Source organism: Kitasatospora sp. NEAU-CNBT7 (assembly GCF_057220535.1).
On sequence record NZ_JBXQQB010000028.1, the window covers coordinates 90,201 to 114,620 of the forward strand.

At 75.0% G+C, this 24,420-nt stretch carries 19 protein-coding genes and 1 pseudogene; 3 read left to right on the plus strand and 17 right to left on the minus strand.

Translation table 11 applies throughout. The annotated features are described in order from the left end of the window. Nucleotides 1-155: 155 nt before the first annotated feature. The 7 genes from AC2TEW_RS29240 to AC2TEW_RS29270 form a co-directional block, all read right to left on the minus strand. A complete protein-coding gene (locus tag AC2TEW_RS29240; RefSeq protein WP_033817826.1) occupies nt 156-845 on the minus strand; it encodes a DUF4191 domain-containing protein in 690 nt (229 codons plus the stop codon). A 136-nt stretch (nt 846-981) separates the two neighbouring features. Next, entirely contained in the window at nt 982-1,194 is a 213-nt protein-coding gene (locus tag AC2TEW_RS29245) for an SCO2195 family GlnR-regulated protein (protein WP_484626368.1), read from the minus strand. A gap of 207 nt (nt 1,195-1,401) precedes the next feature. Then, on the minus strand, nt 1,402-2,355 hold the full coding sequence (locus AC2TEW_RS29250) for a lipoyl synthase (RefSeq protein ID WP_033817828.1): 954 nt from the start codon (nt 2,353-2,355) through the stop codon (nt 1,402-1,404). Between the two features lie 119 nt (nt 2,356-2,474). Further along, nucleotides 2,475-3,272 (minus strand): lipoyl(octanoyl) transferase LipB, encoded by a 798-nt coding sequence (gene lipB, locus AC2TEW_RS29255; protein WP_484626369.1) that lies wholly within the window; start codon nt 3,270-3,272, stop codon nt 2,475-2,477. Between the two features lie 103 nt (nt 3,273-3,375). Beyond that, the gene (locus AC2TEW_RS29260; protein WP_484626370.1) at nt 3,376-5,313 is read right to left on the minus strand and encodes a helix-turn-helix domain-containing protein; all 1,938 of its coding nucleotides are present in this window, start codon (nt 5,311-5,313) and stop codon (nt 3,376-3,378) included. A 70-nt stretch (nt 5,314-5,383) separates the two neighbouring features. After that, nucleotides 5,384-6,748: an MFS transporter gene (locus tag AC2TEW_RS29265; protein ID WP_484626371.1), complete on the minus strand. Its 1,365-nt coding sequence runs from the start codon at nt 6,746-6,748 to the stop codon at nt 5,384-5,386. Between the two features lie 62 nt (nt 6,749-6,810). Then, complete coding sequence (locus AC2TEW_RS29270) at nt 6,811-7,575, minus strand: 3-hydroxybutyrate dehydrogenase (protein WP_484626372.1); 765 nt, start codon at nt 7,573-7,575, stop codon at nt 6,811-6,813. A 299-nt stretch (nt 7,576-7,874) separates the two neighbouring features. Between AC2TEW_RS29270 and AC2TEW_RS29275 the strand changes: the two genes are divergently transcribed. After that, nucleotides 7,875-9,554 carry an NsdA family TPR-like regulatory protein gene (locus AC2TEW_RS29275; RefSeq protein WP_484626373.1) on the plus strand — a complete coding sequence of 560 codons (1,680 nt, stop codon included), beginning with the start codon at nt 7,875-7,877 and terminating at the stop codon, nt 9,552-9,554. Nucleotides 9,555-9,975: 421 nt separating this feature from the next. On the opposite strand, the gene AC2TEW_RS29280 is transcribed toward AC2TEW_RS29275, so the two are convergent. The 3 genes from AC2TEW_RS29280 to AC2TEW_RS29290 form a co-directional block, all read right to left on the minus strand. Continuing rightward, nucleotides 9,976-11,199, minus strand: coding sequence for a cation:proton antiporter (locus AC2TEW_RS29280; protein ID WP_484626374.1), 1,224 nt, complete (start codon nt 11,197-11,199; stop codon nt 9,976-9,978). 211 nt (nt 11,200-11,410) lie between these two features. Next, nucleotides 11,411-12,739 carry an FAD-dependent oxidoreductase gene (locus tag AC2TEW_RS29285; protein ID WP_484626375.1) on the minus strand — a complete coding sequence of 443 codons (1,329 nt, stop codon included), beginning with the start codon at nt 12,737-12,739 and terminating at the stop codon, nt 11,411-11,413. Nucleotides 12,740-13,264: 525 nt separating this feature from the next. Then, a complete protein-coding gene (locus AC2TEW_RS29290; RefSeq protein WP_484626376.1) occupies nt 13,265-14,170 on the minus strand; it encodes a TIGR01777 family oxidoreductase in 906 nt (301 codons plus the stop codon). Nucleotides 14,171-14,414: 244 nt separating this feature from the next. Here AC2TEW_RS29290 and AC2TEW_RS29295 point away from each other — a divergent pair, with 244 nt between their 5' ends. Further along, entirely contained in the window at nt 14,415-15,389 is a 975-nt protein-coding gene (locus AC2TEW_RS29295; protein WP_484626377.1) for a DUF2510 domain-containing protein, read from the plus strand. Nucleotides 15,390-15,459: 70 nt separating this feature from the next. Here AC2TEW_RS29295 and AC2TEW_RS29300 read toward each other — a convergent pair whose 3' ends face one another. The 7 genes and pseudogenes from AC2TEW_RS29300 to cobU form a co-directional block, all read right to left on the minus strand. Then, nucleotides 15,460-15,975, minus strand: a complete 516-nt coding sequence (locus tag AC2TEW_RS29300; protein WP_484626378.1) for a DUF4240 domain-containing protein — start codon at nt 15,973-15,975, stop codon at nt 15,460-15,462. A gap of 153 nt (nt 15,976-16,128) precedes the next feature. After that, nucleotides 16,129-17,919: a 2-oxoglutarate dehydrogenase, E2 component, dihydrolipoamide succinyltransferase gene (gene sucB / locus AC2TEW_RS29305; protein WP_484626379.1), complete on the minus strand. Its 1,791-nt coding sequence runs from the start codon at nt 17,917-17,919 to the stop codon at nt 16,129-16,131. A 56-nt stretch (nt 17,920-17,975) separates the two neighbouring features. Next, nucleotides 17,976-19,364 (minus strand): dihydrolipoyl dehydrogenase, encoded by a 1,389-nt coding sequence (gene lpdA / locus AC2TEW_RS29310; protein ID WP_484626380.1) that lies wholly within the window; start codon nt 19,362-19,364, stop codon nt 17,976-17,978. Between the two features lie 387 nt (nt 19,365-19,751). Then, nucleotides 19,752-21,248 carry a leucyl aminopeptidase gene (locus tag AC2TEW_RS29315; RefSeq protein WP_484626381.1) on the minus strand — a complete coding sequence of 499 codons (1,497 nt, stop codon included), beginning with the start codon at nt 21,246-21,248 and terminating at the stop codon, nt 19,752-19,754. 324 nt (nt 21,249-21,572) lie between these two features. After that, entirely contained in the window at nt 21,573-22,337 is a 765-nt protein-coding gene (locus AC2TEW_RS29320) for an adenosylcobinamide-GDP ribazoletransferase (RefSeq protein WP_484626382.1), read from the minus strand. Between the two features lie 53 nt (nt 22,338-22,390). Then, entirely contained in the window at nt 22,391-23,509 is a 1,119-nt protein-coding gene (locus tag AC2TEW_RS29325; RefSeq protein ID WP_359885883.1) for a nicotinate-nucleotide--dimethylbenzimidazole phosphoribosyltransferase, read from the minus strand. A 28-nt stretch (nt 23,510-23,537) separates the two neighbouring features. After that, nucleotides 23,538-24,086: pseudogene (gene cobU / locus AC2TEW_RS29330) on the minus strand (bifunctional adenosylcobinamide kinase/adenosylcobinamide-phosphate guanylyltransferase); the annotation flags it as partial. 118 nt (nt 24,087-24,204) lie between these two features. Here cobU and AC2TEW_RS29335 point away from each other — a divergent pair. Then, nucleotides 24,205-24,405 carry a hypothetical protein gene (locus AC2TEW_RS29335; RefSeq protein ID WP_484626383.1) on the plus strand — a complete coding sequence of 67 codons (201 nt, stop codon included), beginning with the start codon at nt 24,205-24,207 and terminating at the stop codon, nt 24,403-24,405. Nucleotides 24,406-24,420 lie beyond the last annotated feature (15 nt).

A 24,420-nucleotide genomic window follows, 5' to 3' on the forward strand; every position in this document is an offset into this window, starting at 1 on the left:
CGCGCCACCACCCGGCCGCGGACGCCGAACGGCTGGTGACGTCGAGCGGCTGCGGGCACCGAACGGCTGCGGACACCGAACCGCCGAGCGGACGTCGAACGGCCCCGTCGCGATCTCTCGCGGCGGGGCCGTGGTGTCAAACGAAGCAGGCGGGGTCAGCGGGCCTGGCCGCCCTTGGGCATCCGGGCACCCTTGGGCATCGGGCCCTTGGGGATCGGCGCCTTGGAGAGCAGGTCGCCCAGCGCGCGCAGCCGGTCGTTGGTCTCGGTGACCTGGCCGGGGGTGATGGCGCGCGGCAGCCGCATCAGGTGGATCTGCAGCTTCTTCAGCGGGATCTCACCCTCCCCGTTGCCGACCATGATGTCGTGCACCGGGACGTCGCCGACGACCTTGGCCATCTTGCGCTTCTCGGACGCCAGCAGCGGCCGGACCCGGTTCGGGTTGCCCTCGCCGATCAGCGCGATGCCCGCGCGGCCGACCGCCCGGTAGACCGCGTCCTGGTTGCGGGTCACCGCGACCGGCGTGGTGTTGGCGCTCCAGCCGCGGCGGATGTTGTCCAGCACCGCCGCGACCGCGCCGGGCTGGCCCTCCATCTGCCCGAAGGCCGCCCGCTCCGCCCGGCGGCCGAAGACGATCGCCATGGCCAGGAACGCCACGATGAAGCCCAGGATGCCCAGGTAGATGGGGTGACCGATCAGGAAACCGATGGCGAGGAACACGCCGAAGGTGAGGAGGCCGATGCCTCCGATGATCAGGCCGATCTTGGTGTCGACCTTCTTGGTCATTTGGTACGCCGTGCGGATCTGCTGCAGCCGCCCGGGGTTCACGGATGATTCCCTCGCCATACCGGCCATGGTACGTGTGGCAGGTACGGGATATCCAAGGGCGGTGCCGGTTCGTGACCTGCGTCTTCCCCCGGCCGGTCGCCGCGTGGCGTTCCCCGGGCCGCCGGCCCGCCGCCCACCGGGCCCCCGCCGGGGGTCAGACCCGCCGGGCGGCCCCGCCGGCCGCGGCGGACGGCGCCGCGTCCTGCACCCGGTCGGCCGCGTACCGCCGGTTCTCGCACACCGCCGACCAGGCGTTGCGCCGCGCGCCGCCCAGCAGTGCGCGCTCCGCCAGCCGCACCGCGTCCCCGACCGAGCGGACCCGGCCGATGCCCCGGCCGGTCCGTACCGCTCCGATTCCTGCCTGCATCTCGCGCGCTCCCGTAGCTGTCGAGGTGGATCCGACACCGTTCATGGTGGCCCACCGGTGTTGCCGACCGGTGACCTCGGCGTCAAAGGCCGATGAAGACCGGGCCCGTCGGCGTGTTGCGGGCACGCCGGACGGGCCCGGACACGGCGACGGGGCGGGCCCGACCGGACCCGCCCCATCATCGGACGAAACTCGGAGCGGCGAAACTCAGACCGCCGCCTGCGCGCGGTGCTCCAGCGCCTGCCGGTAGAGCCGCCCGGCGCGGTACGAGGAGCGCACCAGCGGGCCGGACATCACACCGGCGAAGCCCAGCTCCTCGGCCTCCTGCTGCAGCTCCACGAACTCGTGCGGCTTCACCCAGCGCTCGACCGGGTGGTGGCGCAGCGACGGCCGCAGGTACTGGGTGATGGTGATCAGCTCGCAGCCGGCCCCGACCAGGTCGGCCAGCGCCTGGCTGACCTCCTCGCGGGTCTCGCCCATGCCCAGGATCAGGTTGGACTTGGTCACCAGCCCGGCGGCACGCGCCTGGGTGATGACGTCCAGCGAACGCTCGTACCGGAACGCCGGGCGGATCCGCTTGAAGATCCGCGGCACCGTCTCGACGTTGTGCGCCAGCACCTCGGGCCGGGACGAGAAGACCTCGGCCAGCTGCTCGGGCACCGCGTTGAAGTCCGGGATCAGCAGCTCGACACCGGTCCGGCCGGCCTGGCGCTCCGCGGTCATCGCGTGCACCTGGCGGACGGTCTCGGCGTACAGCCAGGCGCCGCCGTCGGGCAGGTCGTCGCGGGCGACGCCGGTGATGGTGGCGTAGTTGAGGTCCATCGTGACGATCGACTCGGCGACCCGGCGCGGCTCGTCCCGGTCGAAGTCGGCGGGCTTGCCGGTGTCGATCTGGCAGAAGTCACAGCGGCGGGTGCACTGGTCGCCGCCGATCAGGAAGGTCGCCTCGCGGTCCTCCCAGCATTCGAAGATGTTGGGGCAGCCGGCCTCCTGGCAGACCGTGTGCAGCCCCTCCTTCTTCACCAGCGACTGCAGTGCGTTGTACTCCGGGCCCATCTTCGCCCGGGTCTTGATCCACTCGGGCTTCCGCTCGATGGGGGTCTCGGCGTTCCGGACCTCGAGGCGGAGGAGCTTCCGGCCGTCGGGTGCGACAGCGGACACGTGCGACTCCTAGGACTAGACGGGGTACCCCCAGGGTACGCCTGTGCATTCATCGGTTGTGCCGGGCCCGGCCCTGCAATCGCAGGGCAACAACCGGAACCCGGTCTGGATTCCCTACCTCAGCGGGTGAGGGCGGGTTCCGGAAGCTCGGCGAGGACCGCCGACAGGTGCCGTTCGACCGCGGGCAGTGCCTCGGCCACGGTGAAGTCCCGGCCCAGCTCGGAGCTGACCGAGCCCACCCCGGCGTCCCGGATCCCGCACGGCACGATCTTGTCGAACCAGGTCATGTCCGGGTCGCAGTTGAGCGCGAACCCGTGCATGGTCACCCCGCGCGCCACCCGGACGCCGATCGCCGCCAGCTTGCGGTCGTCGCCGCGCTGACCGGCGTTGGAGGGCGCGTACTCCGGCCCGGCCAGCCGCGGGTCGATCCCCAGCGGCAGGCCCATCCGCAGCGTCAGCTTGCCGATCTCCACCACCTGGGACGGGTCGACCACCGCGTCCGGGATCTCCGCGCCGAGCTTCCACACCCCGCTGCGGCCCTCGATCCGGGTGGTGTCCACGCCGAACTCGGCGCAGGCCCGGATCAGCGCCTCCTCCAGCCGGCGCACGTACGCCACCACGTCGATCGGGTCCGGCAGCTTGACGATCGGGTAGCCCACCAGCTGGCCGGGGCCGTGCCAGGTGATCTCACCGCCGCGGTTCACCTCCACCACCGGCGTGCCGTCCAGCGGCAGGTCGGCCGGGTTGGTGCGCTTGCCCATCGTGTAGACGGGCGGGTGCTCCAGCAGCAGCACGGTGTCCGGGATCTCGTCCGCCACCCGCAGCGCGTGCAGCCGCTGCTGCTCGGCCCAGGCCTCCTGGTACGGCACCGCAGCCTCACCGGTGCCCAACCGCACAAACCGTATCCGCTCGCTCACCGCTGCTCCTTGCCAGGCGTTCGAGACCAACCTCGTCACTGTACGCCCCGGGCCGCGGCACCCTTCAAGGCGCGGGGTCCACGGTGGGGAGCGCGGTCGGGGCTCAGGGGGCGGCGAGCAGTTGCAGGCGCAGCGCGAGGTGCAGCTCGAGGGCGCGCTCGGGGTGGTTCCAGCCCGGGCCGAGCAGTGCCTCGACCCGGTCCAGGCGCTGGACCACGGTGTTGACGTGGACGTGCAGCTGGTCCTTGGCGCGGGTGAGGCTGCCGCCGCTGTCGAAGTACGCCCGCAGGGTGCGCACCAGCTCGGTGCCGCGCCGTGCGTCGTAGTCGATCAGCGGGCCGAGCGCGCCGGTGACGAACGCGTCCACCTCGTGGCCGTCGCCGAGCAGGACCCCGAGGAAGCCGAGGTCGGCCGCCGAGGCACCGTCGCCCTCCCGGCCGAGCACCCGCAGCGCCCGGACGCAGCGCACCCCCTCGGCGTGGGCGGCGGCCAGTGCGGCGGGCCCGGTGGCCGGGCGGCCGACGCCGACGGTCACCGGGGCGCCGGTGAGCCGGGCCAGCCGGTCGGCGGTGTCGCGGGCGACCCGGCCGGGGGCGGTGCCGTCCTCCGGGAGCAGCAGGACGACGGCCTCGCCGTGCTCGGCGCTGATCCCGCGGGAGCCGAAGAGGTGGCGGGCGGCGGCGCCGGCCAGCCTGGTCCGGCCGTCCGGGGTGGTGTCGGCGACCAGCGCCAGGTGGGGGCGGGCCAGGTCGACGCCGAGCCGGCGGCCGCGCGCGGTCAGGCCGGCGGGATCGCGGTCGGGGGCGGTGAGCAGGTCGGTGAGCAGTTCGCCGCGGATCCGGTTCTCGGTCTCGGCGACGGACCGCCGCAGCAGCAGGAGCAGGGCGGTGACGACCCCGGCGCGTTCGAAGATCCGCCGGTCGGCGTCGTCGAGGTCGGGGCGGCCGAGCAGGGCCAGGCCGCCGAGCAGCTCCTGGCCGGCCAGGACGGCGCAGACCCAGCCGTCCCCGTGCCGGACCGCGCGGGCCTCGCCGCGGGAGGCGGCGAGCGCCCGGGCCAGGTCCTCGGCGGCGGCCGGGCGGCCGGTGACCGGGCGGCCCTCGCTGTCGTGCACCGCGACCTCGCCGCCCAGCAGGGCGGCGACCTCGGCCGCCACGTCCGCCACCTCGGCGCCGCGCAGCACCAGGTCGGTCAGCCGGTCGTGGGCCTGCTCGGCGCGCTGGACGGCGGCGGCGTGGGCCTTGATGACCTCGTTGGCGCCGGCCAGTTCGGCCAGGGCGGCGCGGGTCCCGGCGAGTGACTCGGCGGTGTCCAGGGCGATGGCGGCGTGCGCGGCCAGCGTGCACAGCAGGGCCACCTCGTCCGGGGAGAAGGTGCGGGCCGAACGGTCGGCGGCGAACAGCACGCCGATCACCCGGCCGCCGAGCAGCAGCGGGACGCCGATGATCGCGACCAGGCCCTCGTCCAGCACCCCGGCGTCGATCCGGCCGGTGTGGCGGAACCGTCCGTCGGTGCGGTAGTCGGGGGTGGCGTACGGGCGGGCGGTCTGGGCGACCAGGCCGCCGAGTCCGTCGCCGAGGCTGAGCCTCAGGTGCTGGAAGAGCGCGGAGACCGAGCCGTCGGTGACCCGCATGTAGGTGTCGCCGGCGGCCTCGTCCGGCAGGGTCAGGTAGGCGGTGTCGGTGCCCAGCAGCATCCGGGCCCGGCGGACGATCGCCTGCAGGACGGAGTCCAGGTCGCGGGAGGCGGCGAGGTCGCCGGCGGTGTCGAAGAGCGCGGTCAGCTCGGTCTCCCGGCGGCGGTGCTGACGCAGGGTCCGGTGCACCCGCAGGGCCTGCCAGGTGGCGTCGTCGATCTCGGCGAGGACCTGCGGCGGGGCGCCGCGGCGGCGGGCGTCCGCGAGCACCGCGGCGAAGTCCTCGGTGGCCGCGCCGGTGGCCAGCAGGTCGAGCAGCCGGCGCAGGGCCGGGGCCGCGGTGGCCTCCGGGGCCCGGGCGCCGGGTACGGAGCTGGTGTCGGGGTGGTCCATGGTGCGGGACATCGTGCCAGTTCTCGGTGGAGGGCGGAACGGCCCGGCGCGGATGGCGGAGCGCGCCGGGCCGTACGGGGGCTCAGACGGTGACCGCCTGCCCCGCCGCGCGGTCCCCGGCCGGGCCGGAGGGCTCGATCGCGGCCAGGTCGCGGCCCCGGGTCTCGCGGGCGCACAGCACGGCGAGGACGGTGACCGCGGCGGCGATGGCGACGTAGACGGCGATCGGGGTGGCGCTGCCGTAGTCCTTGAGCAGCGCGGTGGCGATCAGCGGCGCGGGGGCGCCGGCGGCCACCGAGGAGAACTGGGCGCCGATGGACGCCCCGGAGTACCGCATCCGGGTGGCGAACAGCTCTGAGAAGAAGGCCGCCTGGGGGGCGTACATCGCGCTGTGGAAGACCAGGCCGACGGTGACGGCCAGCACCAGCGAGCCGAAGTCCTTGGTGTCGACCAGCCCGAAGAAGACGAACGCCCAGACCCCGACCCCGACCGCGCCGACCAGGTAGACGGGCTTGCGGCCGACCCGGTCGGAGAGTGCGCCGAAGACCGGGATCAGGGCGAACTGGATCGCCGAGCCGATCAGGACGGCGTTCAGCGCGGTCTGCTTGGGCACGTGGACGTGGCCGACGGCGTACGCCAGCACGAAGGTGGTCATCACGTAGTACGAGATGTTCTCGGCCATCCGGGCGCCCATCGCCACCAGCACGTCCCGCCAGTGGTCGCGCAGGACGGCGACCAGCGGCGGCCGCTCCTCGCGGCCGCGCGCCTCGGCGGCCGCCAGCGCCTGCTTGAACAGCGGCGACTCGTCCACCGACAGCCGGATCCACATCCCGACCATCACCAGCAGCGCGGACAGCAGGAACGGGATCCGCCAGCCCCAGGCGAGGAAGTCGGCGTCGCTCTGCACGGTGGTCAGCAGCGAGAGCACCCCGGCGGCCAGCAGGTTGCCGGCCGGGGCGCCGCCCTGCGGCCAGGACGCCCAGAAGCCGCGCCGCCGCTGGTCGCCGTGTTCGGAGACGAGCAGCACCGCGCCGCCCCACTCGCCGCCCAGCGCGAAGCCCTGGACCAGCCGCAGCGCGGTCAGCAGCAGCGGTGCGGCCACCCCGATCTGGCGGTACGTCGGCAGGCAGCCGATCAGCGTGGTCGCCCCGCCCATCAGCAGCAGGCTCAGCACCAGCAGCCGCTTGCGGCCGATCCGGTCGCCGAAGTGCCCGAACACCAGGGCGCCGAGCGGGCGGGCGGCGAAGCCGATCGCGTAGGTGAGGAAGGAGAGCAGGGTGCCGGTCAGCGGGTCGCTGTTGGGGAAGAAGACCTTGCCGAACACCAGGGCCGCGGCCGTGCCGTAGAGGAAGTAGTCGTACCACTCGATGGTGGTGCCGATCAGGCTGGCACCGACCACCTTCCAGAGCCGGGAGCCGTTTCTCGCGTCGTCGGGGGAGCTGGCCATCGGGGTCACCTCGGGGGGTTGGGTGGCTGGGCGGGGACGGGTGGGGCGGGACGGGACGGGGGTCAGTACGCGGTCCAGCCGCCGTCGACGGGCAGGCTGGCGCCGGTGATGTATGCGGCGGCGGGGGAGCACAGCCAGAGCGCCAGTGCGGCCACCTCGGCGGGTTCGATCAGCCGCTTGACGGCGGTCCGGTCGAGCATGATCCGCTCGACCACCTCGTCCTCGGGGATGCCGTGGGCGGTGGCCTGGGCGGCGATCTGCCGCTCCACCAGCGGCGTGCGGACGTAGGCCGGGTTGACGCAGTTGCTGGTGACGCCGTGCGGGGCGCCCTCCAGCGCCGCCGTCTTGCTCAGCCCCTCCAGGGCGTGCTTGGCGGTGACGTACGCGGACTTGTAGGGGCTCGCCCGCAGCCCGTGCACGGAGGAGATGTTGACGATCCGTCCCCAGCCCTGCCGGTACATGTGCGGCAGGGTGCGGCGCAGGATCCGGAACGGCGCCTCCACCATCACCCGCTGGATCTCGGCGAACCGCTCCGGCGGGAACTCGTGCAGCGGCGCGATGTGCTGCAGGCCGGCGTTGTTGACCACGATGTCGGCGTCGTCGGGCAGCGCTTCCACGGCGCGGGGGTCGGCCAGGTCGGCGACCACGGCCGTCCCGCCGATCCGCGCGGCCAACTCCCCGGCCGGGCCCGCGCTGAGGTCGACGACGTACACCCGGGCGCCGGCCGCGGCGAGCGCCTCGGCGCAGGCCCGGCCGATGCCGGAGGCGGCCCCGGTGACCAGGGCGGTGCGGCCGCCGAGCGAGGGCGGCGCGGAAGTGGTGTCCATGGCCGAGAACGGTAGGAAGGGCGGGCCCGCACTCCTATGTGCCCGGCCGCCATAGCGCGTGAGGCCCGCATGGGGGGCCGCGCCATGTGCGGCAATTCGGGACAGCCGACCCCCAACCCAAACACGCCGGGCCGGAGCTTCCCCACAACGGACGCCAATGCATCACCCGTTCGGAGGATTGCCCGCCCAGATCCGCCCATAGCGCCCGAATGCTCGCTACATTCACGCCGATTCCCGACAGGGGCGCCGCCCCGAGCACCGGGGGGATCCGGTGCGGCGCTCGAGAGGTGTTGACAGACATGCCCCAACGGCCTGCAACCGACAGCCCGGCGTACGGAGCGCTCGATCCGCTCGACCTGCACGACCCGCACGACGTGCCGGACGGGGCCGCCGCGCAGGTGCCCGCCGGGCCCGCCGCCGCGGTGCCCCCGGCCGACCCGGCCGGGGGTCCCGTCCGGACCCAGAACCCTCAGCTCGCGGCGCTCATCGAGGAGTCCGGCTTCTCGCACGCCGGCCTCGCCCGGCGGGTCGACCAGCTCGGCCTGGAGCACGGGCTCGACCTGCGCTACGACAAGACCTCGGTGACCCGCTGGCTGCGCGGCCAGCAGCCGCGCGGCGCGACCCCCGCGCTGATCGCCGAGGTCTTCACCCGTCGGCTCGGCCGCCGGCTGACCGCGCAGGACGCCGGCCTGGACGCCTGCGCCCCGGTCTACGCCGGGCTCGAGTTCGCCGAGACGCCGCAGGAGGCCGTCGACATCGTCGCGTCCATGTGGCGCAAGGACAACGGCCCGTACGCCGAACTGCGCAAGATCGCCTTCACCCCGGCCGGCCTGGTGGTACCCAGCCGGGACTGGCTGATCGGCCGCACCGACGAGCGGGTCGCCCGGGACGGCTCGGCGCCGCCCGCCCCGGACACCGCCGACGGACGCCCGGAGCCGGCCGCCGCCAGGGCCGGGCTGCCGGGCGCCGCACCCCGGGTGCCCCAGCAGGCCCGGGTGCCGCAGCAGAGCCGCCGGCCGCCCGCGGCCGGGCCGGAGCAGGCCGAGACCACCCGCGACCACCGGCCGCAGGTCCGGGTCGGCCGGGGCGACATCGCGGCCATCCGCGCGGTCGGCGACCTCTTCCGCGCCCTCGACCAGGCGTACGGCGGCGGCCACGCCCGGCAGGCGCTGGTCCGCTACCTGGAGAGCGAGGCCGAGCCGATGCTGCGCGGCCGCTACGGCGAACCGGTCGGCCGAGCCCTGTTCAGCGCCGTCGCGGACCTGACCAGGCTGGCCGGCTGGACCTCGTTCGACATCGCCGCGCACGGGCTGGCCCAGCGCTACTTCGTCCAGGCACTGCGGCTGTCCCAGGCGGCGGGGGACAGAGTGCTCGGCGGCTTCATCCTCACCACCATGAGCCAGCAGGCCGTCCACCTCGGGCACGCCCGGGAGGCGATCCAGCTCGCCCGGGTCGCCCAGCAGGGCGTCGGCACCACCGCGGTGCCCGTGGTGCAGGCGCTGATGCACGCCGCCGAGGCCCGCGGCCACGCCCTGCTCGGCGACGTCCGCTCCTGCACCACCGCGCTGGTGCGCTGCGAGCGGGCCCTCGCCACCGGCCGCACGGGCGACGAAGTCCCCTCCTGGGCCCGGTACTTCGACGACGCGCAGCTCGCCGACGAGTTCGCACACTGCTACCGCGACCTCCAGCAGTGGCGGCCCGCCGCCCAGCACGCCGAGAAGTCGCTACGGCTGCGCGGGCCCGCCTACGCCCGCAGCCGGATCCTCTGCCGCCTGGTGCTGGCCTCCGCCCGGCTCGGCATGGGCGAGGCCGAGGAGGCCTGCGGCATGGCCACCGACGCGCTGCGCGCCGCCGGCGAGATGCGCTCCGCCCGCACCGTCGAGTACCTGCGCGACTTCCACCGCCGCCTCGCCCCGTACCGCAGCCACCCGGCGGTGCGCGCCTTCGAGGACGCCGCCCGCCAGTCGGGGGTGATCTGACGGCGCGCGGCCCACGGTCCGCGGTGGCCGGGCGGGCGGGTGCGCGCCCTGCGGCGCCCCGGTCCGGCGGCTGCCCCCGGCCGGCCGGGCGATCACGGCGGCGACGTTCGTGCGGTGGCTGTGCGGCGAGGACGAGTCCTGCGGCACGTCCCAGCGGTACGTCTCTGCGGCGGGGCCGGCCCGCCGGGCGCCCCCGGACGCCGTACGGGCGGCGGTGCCCGCGGGGGCCGGCAGGCGTTGCCGTGCGCCGGGCGGTCGCTGCCGGGGCGTACGGGCTGCGCGCCGGGTGCCCCGGGGTGCGGCAGGAGCGCCGCAGGCCCGCGCCACGGCGCGGTCGGTCGGCCCACCCGGGCGCGCTCCGGGCGGAGCCCGGACCCCGAGGCGGGAGCTGCCGCTCCCGGTGGCCGCGCCCCGCCCGGCGTCACCAGCTCTCGGCCTGCACCCGGGGGCCGTCGGCCGGTGGCTCGGGCGGAGCCGTCCGGCCGCGCAGCCGCTGGGCGAGCAGCGGCAGCAGCAGGACGGAGAGCAGCCCGGCGCCGACCAGCGCCGCGGCGGTGGAGGACTGCAGGTGGCCGTCGTCCACCTCGATGGTGGTGATCACCACGACCAGGGGGAGGGCCGTGGCGGCGTACAGCCCGAGCGCGGCCCGGTCGCGGTGCGGCAGGTCGGGGGCGAGCAGGGCGGCCGGCAGCCCGCGCACCACCACGAAGCACAGCAGGAAGACCGGGACCAGCAGCAGGGTGCGCGGCTGGTGGAGCAGTGACTCCAGGTCGAACTCCATCCCGCTGACCACGAAGAACACCGGCACCAGGAAGCCGAAGCCGATCGCCTCCAGTTTGGCGTCCACCACCTCCCGCTCGGCCTCGGCGGCCCCCGCCATCAGCAGCCGGGAGACGATCCCGGCCGTGAAGGCACCGAGCAGCATGTCGAGGTCGAGCCACACCGCGGCCGCGACCATGGTGCCGAGCACCAGGATCACCGTGCGCACGGCGAACTGTCCGGAGGTGCGCAGGGTGCGCCGCATCACCCGGCCGACCCAGGCCGGCCGCGGCCGGCGCGCGAGGCCGACGGCGGTGACGGCGACCACCGCGAACGCGCCCAGGATCACGGCCGACCGGGCCGGGCTGTTCCCGCTGAGCAGGACCGCGACGGCGATGATCGGCCCGAACTCGCCGACCGCGCCGGTGGCCATCGTCATCGAGCCGAACGGCGTCGGCAGCGCCCCGCAGTCGCGCAGGATCGGCAGGATGGTCCCCAGCGCCGTGGTGGTGAACACCAGCCCGGTGAAGGCGCCGTTCAGCGGATCGCCGTTGAGCAGGGCGCCGAAGACCAGCGCCACGGTGAGCGAGAGCAGCCAGGCGGCGCCGGCCCGGCGCAGCGGGCCGCCGCGCAGCCGGGCGAAGTCGATCTCGTACCCGGCCAGGAACATCAGCATCGCCAAGCCGAACTCGGAGAGCGCGCCGAGGAAGTCGCCCACGCTCGCCCAGCCCAGTACGTCGGGGCCGATCAGCACCCCCAGGACGATCTCGAACACCACCGTCGGCACCGCCAGCCGTCGGCGCAGCCGGTCGGCGAGCAGGGGCGCGGCCACGGCACAGGCCGGGACCAGGATCAGGGCCTGGGTCTGGATGTCGGCCGCGCTCACGGCTCGCCGCCGCCGGTGCGAAATGTCCGACTACTACTCATATCGGCATACTGGCACGCGGCGCTGGGCCCACCGGGCATGCCCCGCCCGGCCGGTCCGGCGGAACGTCCCGGCACCCCCCGGTACGAGAACGTTCCACCGGCCCGCCACGGCCGGGCCGACCGGCCCCCCGCCCCGGCCCGGCCCGCGCGTCACCCCGCCGTGACGGCCGCTAAGCCGCCACGTCCGCCACCCGTTCCGCCGTCGGCACCCCCAGGTCGCTGAGCACCGCCTGGGCGGCCCGCCGGCCGGAGACCAGCGCGCCCTGGACGGTGCTGGTGTCGCGGTGGTCGCCGCAGGTGTACAGGCCGGCCAGCAGCCGCACCGGGCGGCGGACGTTGTGCGGCGGCGGCATGGCCGGCACCGCGTCCGGCAGGTGCCGCACGCTCAGGAACTCCCAGTCGCCCGTCCCGGTGCCGTACAGCTCCGCCAGCCTGCGCCGGACGGCCGGCTCCTCCCCGGCGGGCCCGCCCGGGTCGAAGCTCTGCCGACCGAGCACGGTGGTGGCGATCAGCGCCCGCCCGGCGGGGGCGTACGAGCGGTCCAGCTCGCTGAGGACCAGGGAGTGCGAGACCCCGCCGCGGCCGGTGCCGCGGTCGGCGTCGAGCAGCAGCAGCGCCTCGTCCATCGGCGAGCGGTCCGCCACGTGGTAGTACGTGGTGACCGGGTGGAAGCCGGGCAGCCGCAGACCGGGGAGCAGCGCGGCCGCCGACCGCGCGTCGGTGGCCACCACCACCGCGCGGGTGGCGATCCGGCCGTGGGCCGCGGTCTGTACGCCGTCCGCGGCGACGGCGGTGACCTTCACCCCCAGCCGGACCGTGCCGGCCGGCAGGTGCTCGGCCAGCTGCGCCGGTACCGCGCTCGCCCCGGCGGCGGGCAGGCACAGCCGCCCCCGGGCGTAGCTGCGCAGCACCAGGTCGGCGACCCGGCTGCTGGTGGTGAGCGCGGGGTCGGCGAGCAGGACGCCGAGCAGCGGGCGCAGGAAGCCGTCCACGGTCCGGGGGGACAGGCCGCGGTCGGCCAGGGCGCGGGCGGCGGTGGTCTCGGGGCGGGCCAGCAGCCGGGCGGCGGGCGTCGCGGCCAGCCGGGCGAGGGTGGCGGCGAGCCTGGCCCGGTCCAGCGGGCTGCCGAGCGGGCCGCGCGAGGCGGCCTGCCGGGCGGTGGTCTGCTGCGGGCCGCCGACCCGGTGGCGGCGGCCGCCGCTGTGCACCAGCAGGCCGGGGGCGAGCGGGCGCAGCGCGAGCCGTTCCAGGTCGAAGCGGCGGGCCAGCTCCGGGAAATCGGTGTTGAGCAGCAGGCCGCCGTGGTCCAGCCGGAAGCCGTCCAGTTCGCGGGCGGCCATCCGCCCGCCGAGCTGCTCGGCGGCCTCCAGGACCTGGACGGTGATGCCGCGGGCGGTCAGCGCGCGGGCGGCCGCCAGGCCGGCGAGCCCGGCGCCGACCACGATGACGTCGGGGTCCGACGGCTGACGGATGCGGCGGGTGAAGTCGTATGCGGGCACGGATGTGTTCCTCCCTGACGGTGGCCTCCGCGGCCGGGCGTCCGGACCGGTGAACTCCGGCCGAGCGGGCAGCGACGTGCCGGGAACCGGTCCGTTCTCGTGATGCCCCGTCAATGTCCTGATCAGACAGAAGGATCAGGTGAAATGAGGAGGCACGGGAGGGGCGTGGCGGCACCTGACGGGGGCACGGTCACGGAGTGTGCGCGATCCGGGGACGGTTTGCGCGCCCTTGGGCGCGCGCGGTCACCACGGGCGCGCGGCGCGCCTGCGGTATGCCTCCGTGCGCCCCCCGATGTCCGATCCGCGCACCGGCACGGCGGCACCGGCACCACCAGCAGCGCCTCGCCCACCCGCCCTTCGCCCGGCGCACCACCGACCCCGCCCGCCCCTCGGCCCGCGGCGCCACTGCGCCGGCCCACGCCGAGCCGAGGCCGAGCCGAAGCCGCACCGCACCCACCTCGGGCCACAGCCGCACCGCGCACCCTCCGCGGCACCACAGCCGCACGCCGCACGCCCTCCGCGGCGCTACAGCGCGGCACAGACCACCGACTCCGGGTCCCGGTGCCGGAACTCGAACCCGGCCTCCAGCAGCCGCCGCGGCACCACCCGGTGGCTGCCCGCCACCTCCACCGCCATCTCGCCGAGCACCGCGTCCAGGGCGAACTGCGGCACCGCGAACGTGGTCGGCCGGCCGAGGACCCGGCCGATCGCCTCGGTCAGCCGCCGGTTGGTGACCGGCTCGGGACCGGTCAGGTTGACCGGGCCGCTCAGCTCGGCGGTGTCGATCAGGAAGCGCAGCGCCGCCACCTCGTCGTCCAGCGAGATGACGCTCCAGTACTGCTCGCCGGAGCCGAGCCGTCCGCCCAGCCCGAGCTTGAACAGCGGCAGCAGCCGGGCGCCGGCGCCGCCCCCGCCCGCCAGCACCAGGCCGGTACGGGGGTGCACCACCCGGATCCCCGCGGCTTCGGCGGGGCGGGCCGCGGCCTCCCAGTCCACGCAGACGGAGGCCAGGAAGTCCCCGCCCGCCGGGTCGCGCTCGTCGATCACCCGGTCGCCGGTCTGCCCGTAGAAGCCGACGGCCGAGCCGCTCACCAGTACCCTCGGCGGTTCCTTCAGCGCGGCCAGGGCCCCGGCGATGGTCTCGGTGCCCAGCACCCGGCTGTCCCGGATCTCCCGCTTGTACGACTCGGTCCACCGCCGGTCGCCGACGCCGGCCCCGGCCAGGTGCACCACGGCCTCGACGCCGTCCAGGCCGGCCGAGTCGACCTGCATCAGGTGCGGGTTCCAGCCCACCCCGACGGTGCCGTCCGGCTGCGGCCCGGTCCGGCTCCTGCGCCGTACCAGCCGCACGACCCGGTGCCCGTCCGCCAGCAGCGAGCGGACCAGTGCCGAACCGATCAGTCCCGTGGAGCCTGTCACCGCGATACGCATGGTTCCATCCTCGCAGGCCCGGACCGCCCGGACGGCCGGGGCGCGCTGCCCCGCGCGCCGGTCCGCGCGCCGGTCCGCCCGCCCCGGCGCGGTCCGCGGGCGCCGGCGGAAGGCTCCTCCGTGGACGATGTGCTGACGGCCCGTCGGCACCTCGCCGGACCTGCCGGTACGGCGTGCGCACGGTGCCAAGTCGTGACCGGGTCTCCACTGCCGCGGGCCGGTCCGGGGCCGGTAGCGTGCCGGGGTGACCAATTCGATCCCTCCCGGCTGGTACCCCGTCCCGGGGACGTCGCAGGAGCGCTGGTGGGACGGCAACGCCTGGGCCGCCGACGTCCGCCAGGCCGGAGCGCCCACGGCCGGGCAGCTCGCCGACGCGCCGACCCAGGCCTGGGGGAGCCCGTCCTTCACCCCGCCCGCGGCCGACCCGGCCGTCCCGCCCGGCCAGGCCGCGTACGGCTACCCGCCGCAGGGCCCGCTCGGCGGCGGGTACGGCTACCCGGGCCCGCCGCCGAGCCCCAACCGCAACGGCCTGGTGATCGGCATCAGCATCGCGGTCGTCGTGGTGCTCGTGGCCGCCGCCGCGATCGGGTACGCGTTCACCCGGGGCGACGGCCCGGGCCCGCCGCCGCCGACCCCCACCTCGTCGACCTCCGGCCCGGCCACCAGGTCGCCGTCCCCGTCCCGCAGCCCGAGTGAGCGCCCGAGCCCGTCCCCGAGCACCGGGTCCGCCACCGCCGTCACCGACACCGTGCACGCGCTGCGGATCACCGTGCCGTACGGCTGGACCACCCGGGACGCCACCGCGACCGCCTCGATGCACGCGACCAGCGGGCCCTACGACTGCGGGCTGTCCAGCCAGTGCGTGCGCGGGCAGTTCTCGATCGAGGCCGAGGCGGTGGAGGGCACCGGTGCCCAGTCGGCCGCGGAGACCGCGATGGCGAACTACGCCCCCGCGATCTTCGGCAAGCTGCTGGGCCACCGCGAGCTCGACTCCGGCCCGATCGTGGTCGCCGGGGTGAACAGCTACGCGGTGCGCTGGTACGTCACCCCCGAGCAGGGCGCGCAGGGCTACGTGCTGCTGATCGCGGCGCCGGCCGAGGGCGGCGGTTTCGTCCTGCTGCACGGCGGCGTGGACGACGACCCGCTGGCGCCGAAGCCCGCGGTGCTGGAACAGATCGTCGCCGGCATCCGGTCCACCGACGCGGGCAGCGGCGCCTGACCGGCCCGGGGCCGGGACACGGCGGCACCGGCCGGGCGACCACCCGGCCGGTACCGGCCCCCGGGCGGGCTCAGTCGCCGAAGCGCTCCCACAGCCGGGGGAATCGTTTCGCCATGATCTCGGGGTCGTCGAAGTCGAAGGGCTCGCCCTCGGGTCCGTCCGGCTGTTCCATCCCGAGCTCCGGCAGCGGCAGTCCGGTCAGCGCCTCGTACGCCTCGTCGGCGGCGTACCCGAGGTCCTCCGCGTCGCCGTCCTCCTCCTCGTCGAAGTCCGGCACCAGGTCCGCCAACGCGTCCGGCTCGTGCACGGCGCCCTCGAACACCTCCCGGCCCTGGCCGATCAGCCAGCACCGGAAGTAGTCGAAGGCGTCGTCCGAGGCGCCGTCCATCAGCAGGTACGCGGCGCCCCACAGCTCGGTCCGGTACGCGCGCTGGAACCGCGCCTCGAACAGCCGGGCGAAGTCGATCACGTCATCGGGCGTCAACTGGGCCAGGCGCTCCACCAGCGCGTCCGCCTGGTCGTCCGGGTCGCCCTCGGCCGCGTCCCTGGTCTCGTCGATCAGTTGCCAGAAGTCCGTCTCGTACATCACCGCTCCAGCATCCTCGCTCACCCCCGCCGACGCACTCGCGGCGCACGGGGGCGGGTACCCCGTGCTCCCCGGTTCGGGCCAACGGCCGCAGACGCCGGTGCCCCGCCCGTCCGGGGACGAGCGGGGCACCGGCGGTCGGGCCTGTGACCGTCAGAGGCCGAGGTCGCCCTCGAAGGCGCCCTCTTCCAGACGGGCCTTGACGGTGCCCAGGTAACGGGCGGCGTCGGCGCCGTCGACGATCCGGTGGTCGTACGACAGGGCCAGGTAGACCATGTCGCGGACCGCGATCGTCTCGCCCAGGTCCGGGTGGTTGATGACCACCGGGCGCTTCACAGCGGCACCGATGCCCAGGATCGCCACCTGCGGCTGGTTGATGATCGGGGTGTCGAACAGGGCACCGCGCGAGCCGGTGTTGGTGATGGTGAAGGTGCCACCACCCAGCTCGTCCGGGGTCACCTTGTTGTCGCGGGTACGGGCCGCCAGGTCGGCGGTCTTCTTCGCGATGCCGGCGATGTTGAGGTCGCCCGCGTCGTGGATGACCGGGACCAGCAGACCGCGCTCGGTGTCCACCGCGATGCCGACGTGCTCGGCGCCGTGGTAGGTGATGGTGCCCTCGGCCTCGTTCACCTGGGAGTTGACGACCGGGTGGGCCTTCAGCGCCTCGGTGGCGGCCTTCACGAAGAACGGCATCGGGGACAGCTTGACGCCCTCGCGGGCCTCGAAGCCGGCCTTCGCCTTGGCCCGCAGCCGCATGATGTTGGTGATGTCCACCTCGACCACGGTGGTCAGCTGGGCCGACACCTGGAGCGACTCGACCATGCGCTTGGCGATCACCGAGCGCAGGCGGGACATCTTGACCGTGGTGCCGCGCAGCGGGGAGACCGCGGCGACGGTGGCCGGGGCCTTCGCGGCAGCGGGCGCCGGGGCGGCGGCCTGCGCCTTGGCGGCCTCGGCGGCGGCCAGCACGTCCTGCTTGCGGATGCGGCCGCCGACACCGGTACCGGCGACGGCGGACAGCGCGACACCCTGCTCGGCGGCGAGCTTGCGCACCAGCGGGGTGACGTAGGCGTCACCGGCGTCGGCGGCCGGCACGGCCTGGGCCACCGGGGCCGGAGCGGCCGGGGCGGCGACCGGAGCGGCCGGAGCCACCGGCGCCGGAGCGGCGACCGGGGCAGCCGGGGCGACCGGAGCCGGAGCGGCCACCGGCGCGGGGGCGGCGACCGGAGCGGCCGGAGCCGGAGCCGGAGCCTCGGCCACGGGGGCCGGGGCGGCGACCGGGGCAGCCGGAGCGGCCGGGGCCGGAGCGGCGGCGACCGCGCCCGCCGCGCCGATCAGCGCGAGCTGGGCGCCGACCTCGGCGGTCTCGTCCTCGCCGACCAGGATCTTGACCACGACACCGGCGACCGGCGACGGGATCTCGGTGTCGACCTTGTCGGTGGACACCTCCAGCAGCGGCTCGTCGACCTCGACGGTGTCGCCCTCGGCCTTGAGCCAGCGGGTGACGGTGCCCTCGGTGACCGACTCGCCCAGGGCGGGGAGCAGGACCGGGGTGGCGTCGGCGGCCGGCGCGGCCGCGGCCGGAGCGGCGGCCGGAGCAGCCGGGGCGGCGGGAGCGGCGGCGGGAGCCTCGGCCACCGGGGCCGGGGCGGCGGGGGCCGGGGCGGCCTCCGCGACGGGGGCGGCAGCGGCGGCCGGGGCGCCCGAGCCGTCGTCGATGATCGCCAGCTCGGCGCCCACCTCGACGGTCTCGTCCTCGCCGACCTTGATCGAGGCCAGGATGCCGGAGGCCGGCGCCGGGATCTCGGTGTCGACCTTGTCGGTCGACACCTCCAGCAGCGGCTCGTCCATCTCCACCCGCTCACCCTCGGCCTTAAGCCAGCGGGTGACGGTGCCCTCGGTCACGCTCTCGCCCAGTGCGGGCAGTGTTACTGAGACCGCCATGGTTTCAGCGACTCCTATCAAGTCTTGCGTACAGGAATGGGGGTGGCTGGGCGCGATCAGTCGTGCGCGTGCAGCGGCTTGCCGGCCAGCGCCAGGTGCGCCTCGCCGAGGGCCTCGGACTGGGTCGGGTGGGCGTGGATGAGCTGGGCCACCTCGGCCGGCAGCGCCTCCCAGTTGTAGATCAGCTGGGCTTCGCCGACCTGCTCGCCCATGCGGGCGCCGACCATGTGGACGCCGACCACGGCGCCGTCCTTGACCTGGACGAGCTTGATCTCGCCGGCGGTCTTCAGGATCTTGCTCTTGCCGTTGCCGGCCAGGTTGTACTTGAGCGTGACGACCTTGTCCTTGCCGTACAGCTCGACGGCCTTGGCCTCCGAGATGCCCACCGAGGCGACCTCGGGGTTGGAGTAGGTCACCCGCGGCACGCCGTCGTAGTCGATCGGCACGGCCTTGAGGCCGGCCAGGCGCTCGGCGACCAGGATGCCCTCGGCGAAACCGACGTGGGCGAGCTGCAGGGTCGGGACGAGGTCGCCGACGGCCGAGATGGTCGGCACGTTGGTGCGCATGTACTCGTCGACCAGGACGTAGCCGCGGTCCATCGCGACGCCGTTCTCCTCGTAGCCGAGGCCGGCCGAGACCGGGCCGCGGCCGATCGCGACGAGCAGCAGGTCGGCGTCGATCTGCTTGCCGTTCTCGGTGGAGACGCGCACGCCGTCGGCGGTGTACTCGACGCCGGAGAAGCGGGCCTTGAGCTCGAACTTGATGCCACGCTTGCGGAAGGCGCGCTCCAGCAGCTTGGAGGAGTTCTCGTCCTCCAGCGGGACCAGGTGCGGCAGGGCCTCGACGATGGTGACGTCGACGCCGAAGGACTTCCAGACGGAGGCGAACTCGACACCGATCACGCCGCCGCCGAGGATGACGGCCGACTTCGGGATCCGGTCGAGCTTGAGGGCGTGGTCGGAGGAGATGATCCGGTCGCCGTCGATGTTCAGGCCGGGCAGCGACTTCGGCACCGAGCCGGTGGCGAGGACGATGTGGCGGCCCTCGATGCGCTGGCCGTTCACGTCCACCGAGGTCTGCGAGGAGAGCCTGCCCTCGCCGGTGATGTAGTTGACCTTGCGCGAGGCGACCAGGCCCTGCAGGCCCTTGTACAGGCCGCTGACCACGTCGTCCTTGTACTTGTGGACGCCGTTGATGTCGATGCCCTGGAAGGTGGCCAGGACGCCGAACTCGGCGGCCTCCTTGGTCTCGTCGGCGATCTCGGCCGCGTGCAGCAGGGCCTTGGTCGGGATGCAGCCGCGGTGCAGGCAGGTGCCGCCGAGCTCACCCTTCTCGATCAGGGTGACGCTCAGACCCAGCTGGGCGGCGCGGAGCGCCGCGGCGTAACCGCCGCTTCCGCCTCCGAGAATGACTACGTCGAAAACGGTGCTGGCGTCGTTCGCCACGTCACGTCCTCCATGCAAGGGGTGCGGTTCGCCGGGCCGGTCGCGGTCCGGTGGGTCGGAAGCCTTTGTAAGGCGCCCAGTCGTGCCGGAAATACATCTTTGCACTTGTTGAGCGCGGCTGACGTCGGGGGCTGCCCCGCCGGGGCCCATGAGGCCGTCGGCGGGCTGCCCGGTACCCGGTACGTGTGGCCATTGTCGCAGCTCAAAGGCGTGCCGCGGCAGGGGCGAAGGACCCGGGCGGCCGCCCGGGGGAGCGGCTGGTTCCACGGTGCGGAACAAAGTTTCGCCGGAGGCGAACAGGTGCACTGATTGCGCAGCGGCGTTACCGGCTGGTAATGCCGCAGGGGCCCGGCGCCGGGTCGGCGCCGGGCCCCTGCCTTCCGGGCGTCAGGCGCCCGCGGTGTCCTCGGCGAAGCGCACCAGGGTGCGGATCGCGCTGCCGGTGCCGCCCTTGGGGGTGTAGCCGTACGGCGCACCCTCGTGGAAGGCCGGGCCGGCGATGTCGAGGTGGGCCCAGTCGATGCCCTCGGCCACGAACTCCTTCAGGAACAGGCCGGCCACCAGGCCGCCGCCCATCCGCTCGCCCATGTTCTGCAGGTCGGCGATGGTGGTCTCGACCATGGCCTTGCGCAGGTCGGCCGGGAGCGGCATCGGCCAGGACGGCTCGCCGACCGCCTGTGCGGTCTCGTGCAGCCGGGTGCGCAGGGCGTCGTCGTTGGCCATCACGCCGAAGGTGCGGTTGCCCAGGGCGAGCACCATGGCGCCGGTCAGGGTGGCGACGTCGACGATCACGTCCGGGTTCTCCTCGCCGGCCCGCACGATCGCGTCGGCCAGCACCAGCCGGCCCTCGGCGTCGGTGTTCAGCACCTCGACGGTCTTGCCGCCGTACATCCGCAGCACGTCGCCGGGGCGGGTGGCGGAACCGGACGGCATGTTCTCCGCCAGCGCCAGCCACGCGGTCACGTTGACCTGCAGGCCCAGGCGCTTGGCGGCGACCACGGCGGCGAACACGGCGGCGGCGCCGGACATGTCGCACTTCATGGTCTCGTTGTGGCCGGCCGGCTTCAGCGAGATGCCGCCCGAGTCGTAGGTGATGCCCTTGCCGACGAAGGCGAGGGTCGCCTTGGCCTTCGGGTGGGTGTAGGCGACCTTCACCAGCCGGGGCGGGTTGGCCGAGCCGACGCCGACGCCGAGGATGCCGCCGAAGCCGCCCTTGGCCAGCGCCTTCTCGTCGAGCACCTCGACCTTGAGGCCGTGCTCCTTGCCGGCGGCCTGGGCGATGGCGGCGAAGGCCTTCGGGTGCAGGTCGTTCGGGGCGGTGTTGACCAGGTCGCGGGCGCGGTTGATCTCCTCGCCGATCGCGGTGGCGCGCTCGACGGCGGCCTTGGCGTCCTTGCTGCCCTTGCGGGCGGCCAGCACGAGCAGCTCGCCGACCGGCTCCTTGGCGCTGCCCGCGCCCTTGTAGGTTCCGAAGCTGTACGAGCCGAGCAGGCCGCCCAGCGCGACGGCCTCGATCTCCTCGGCCGACTCGGCCGGCAGCAGCAGCGCGGCCTTCTTGGCACCGGTCAGGGTGCGCGCCGCGACACCGGCGGCCCGGCGCAGCGCGTCGGCGTCGTAGGCGCCCTCGGCGGCCTCGCCGAGGCCGACGGCCAGCACCAGCGGGGCCTTCAGGCCCGCGGCGGCGGGGAGCTTGACCGCCTCACCCTCGGCGCCGGTCGCACCCAGGGTGGTGAGGACCTCGGCCAGCTTGCCCTCGAACGCCTCGACGACGGCCTCGGCGCCGGAGGCGACGACCAGGCCCTTGGGGCCCTTGGCGACACCGATCACCAGGGCGTCCGCGCGCAGCGAGGCGGCGGAGGAGGTGCTCACAGACAGTGCAGTCACGTAAATGCGTCCTGTTCTTTCGCGGTCCACGGCCGGCTACGGCACCGGTGCCGTACCGGCATAACCCCGGCGTGTTCCGCGGGGAAACGGGCGCAGGGCTACGGTTGCTCCCCGCATGGTAGTCCGCATGCCGAGATCACGCCGCCCCCGGTACGGGGCCCGGCCGGTCGTCACGGTGAGTGACGAAGCCTGTCCGCGGTCGCTGATCCGGTGTCAGCTGAGCGGGCGTCGGCCTCCGGTCCGTCAGATCCCTTCCCAGTCGCACCCGCCGCTATCCCTGATCCGGTACCTGTCAGATCCCGGCCCCCGGGCGGTGAGGATGCCTCAGAGCAGCGCCAGCGCCACCAGCGCGCCGGTCGCCGCGGTCTCCGCCAGTGCCCCCAGCACGTCCCCGGTCACCCCGCCGAACCGCCGTACGCAGCGGCGCAGCAGCAGCAGCGCGCAGCCGAGCCCGGCCGCCAGCGCCGCCGGGTAGCGCAGCGCCCACCAGCCCTCGGCGGCCCCCGCGAGTCCCAGCAGCAGCGCGCACCCGGCCGACACCGCGGCCGCCCCGGCCGGCGGGACGGTCCCCGCCACCATCGCGCCCAGCCCGCCGGGCCGGGCCGCCGGCACCGGCCGCAGGCAGCCCCAGCCCAGCGCGCAGCGGGCCGTCACGGCCGCCGTCAGCACCGCGAGCGCACCCTGCCCGGCCGATCCGGCGAACGCCCCGGCCAGCGCCGAGACCTGAGCCAGCAGCACCAGCAGCAGCGTCAGTACCCCGAACGGGCCGATGTCCGACTGCTTCATGATGCGCAGCGCGTCCTCGGCCGGCTTCCCGCTGCCCAGCCCGTCCGCGACGTCCGCCAGACCGTCCAGGTGCAGGCCCCGGGTCAGCGCCGCGAGCACCGCCACCGCGGCCACCGCCGCGAGCAGCCCGCCGGCCCGCAGGCCGACCAGCGCACCGGCGCCCGCCGCCAACCCGCCCAGCACCAGGCCGACCAGCGGGGCCGCGAGCATCGCCCGCCCCGCGGCGTCCCGGTCCCAGCGCTCCACCCGCACCCGCAGCACCGACAGCGTGCCGAACGCGAACCGCAGTCCGTCCAGGGCCATCAGGGCACCCCCGCGGCCCGGCCCGCCGGGCGGCAAGCATCGCGCACCGCGGACTAACCCCGGCCCAGCAGCTCCGCCGCCGAGGGCAGCTTCGCCGGCGGCCGCGGCTCCTGCGGGGCGGCGGCCGGCACCGCGGACGGCTCGGCCAGGGTGTCCGAGGCGGCCTGGAACAGCGGCAGCGCCAGCAGCGCGCCGGTCCCCTCGCCCATCGAGACCCCCAGGTCCTGCACCGGCGTCAGGGTCAGCCGGTCGTACGCCTTCGCCTGGGCCGGCTCACCGGTGGACATCCCGGCCTGCCACCACTCCGGCGCCCGGAACGCGATCCGCTGCGCCACCAGCGCGCAGGCGGCCGACACCACGCCGTCCAGCACCACCGGCAGTCGGCGCACCGCGGCCTGCAGCAGGAAGCCGGTGATCGCGGCGAAGTCCGCGCCGCCGGTGGTGGCCAGCAGCGCCAGCTGGTCGCCCAGCACCGGGCGGGCCCGGCGCAGCGCGTCGCGCACGGTGGCGCACTTGACCATCCACACCCGGTCGTCGATGCCCGAGCCGCGCCCGGTCACGGCGGCGGCGTCGGTGCCGCACAGCGCGCCGACCAGGACCGCGGCCACGGTGGTCGAGCCGACCCCCAGGTCGCCGAGGACGACCAGGTCGGTACCGGCGTCGGCCTCCTCGTCGGCGATCGCGATGCCGGCCCGGAAGGCCCGGGCGGCCTCCTCGGCGCTGACCGCGTCCTCGAGGTCGATCCGGCCGGAGCCGCGGCGCACCCGGTGCCGGACCACCTCGGCCGGGAACTCGCCCGGGTCGGCGTCGACCGCCACGTCGACCACCCGCAGTCCGGCGCCGTACCGGCGGGCGAGCACCGCGACCGGCGCGGTGCCGTCCAGCACGGCGTGCACCCGGCGGGCGGTGCCGCCGGCGGCGTCCAGCCGGGAGACCCCGAGCGCGGCGACGCCGTGGTCGCCCGCGAACAGCAGCACCTTGGCCGAGGTCAGCGGCCGGGTCGGCGCACCGCCCTGGACCGAGGCGAGCCAGCTGCCCAGCTCCTCGAGCTGCCCGAGGCCGCCACGCGGCTTCGCCGACGCCTGCCAGCGCTCCTCGGCGGCACGCCGCGCGCTCTCGTCGGGGCGCTCGACGAGCGAGGAGAACATATCGAGATCCACGGTGGTGTCCATCGTCCGGAAGGCTACACGGCGGCCGTGCTCAGGCGGCAGCAGGCTTGATGGTCAGCACCTGACCCGCCACCACCAGCAGGACCCGCTCGGAGGCCTCGGCCACCGCCATGTTCAGCCGGCCCAGGGTGTCCCGGAAACGCCGTCCGGCGGCGGTGGCCGGCACCACCCCCATCCCCACCTCGTTGCTCACCGCGACCACCTGACGCCCGGTGTGCTGCCAGGCCCGGGCCAGCGCCGTGCAGCGCTCCTGCACGGCCCGCTCGCCGCCGGCCGCCCAGCGCCCGTCGTCCCAGGCGTCGTGCTCGTCCATCACCCAGGTCAGCCACAGCGCCAGACAGTCCACCAGGACCGGCGCCGGGTCGTCGCGGTCCGCCAGCACCGTCTCCAGGTCGCAGGTCTCCGCGGTGCGCCAGCTCGCCGGGCGGCGCTCGCGGTGCAGCGCGACCCGCTGCGCCCACTCGGCGTCGCCGTCCCGGGTGCCGCCGGTCGCCACGTACAGCACGTCCGGCTGCCCGCCGAGCAGTTGCTCGGCCCGGGTGGACTTGCCGGAGCGGGCGCCGCCGAGGATCAGGGTGCGGGGGAGCAGCATGCGCCCCATCCTGCCGCAGATGCGGCCTGACGAGGTATGGGACCGATCACGGCGGGCACGCTACTGTCCGTACGACACAGCGGTCGGACGGTGGGAGGAGCACGGCATGGTGTGGACGTGGCGGTTCGAGAAGGAGGACGGCTCCCAGGTGGCCGCCTCCGGCGCCGAGGAGGAGTTCTCCAGCCAGGGCGACGCGGAGTCGTGGATCGGCGAGAGCTGGAAGGACCTGCTGGAGGGCGGGGCCGACCGCGCGGTGCTGCGCGACGACGACCGGGTGATCTACACCATGAGCCTGCACGAGGGCTGAGCCGCCCGGGCCCGC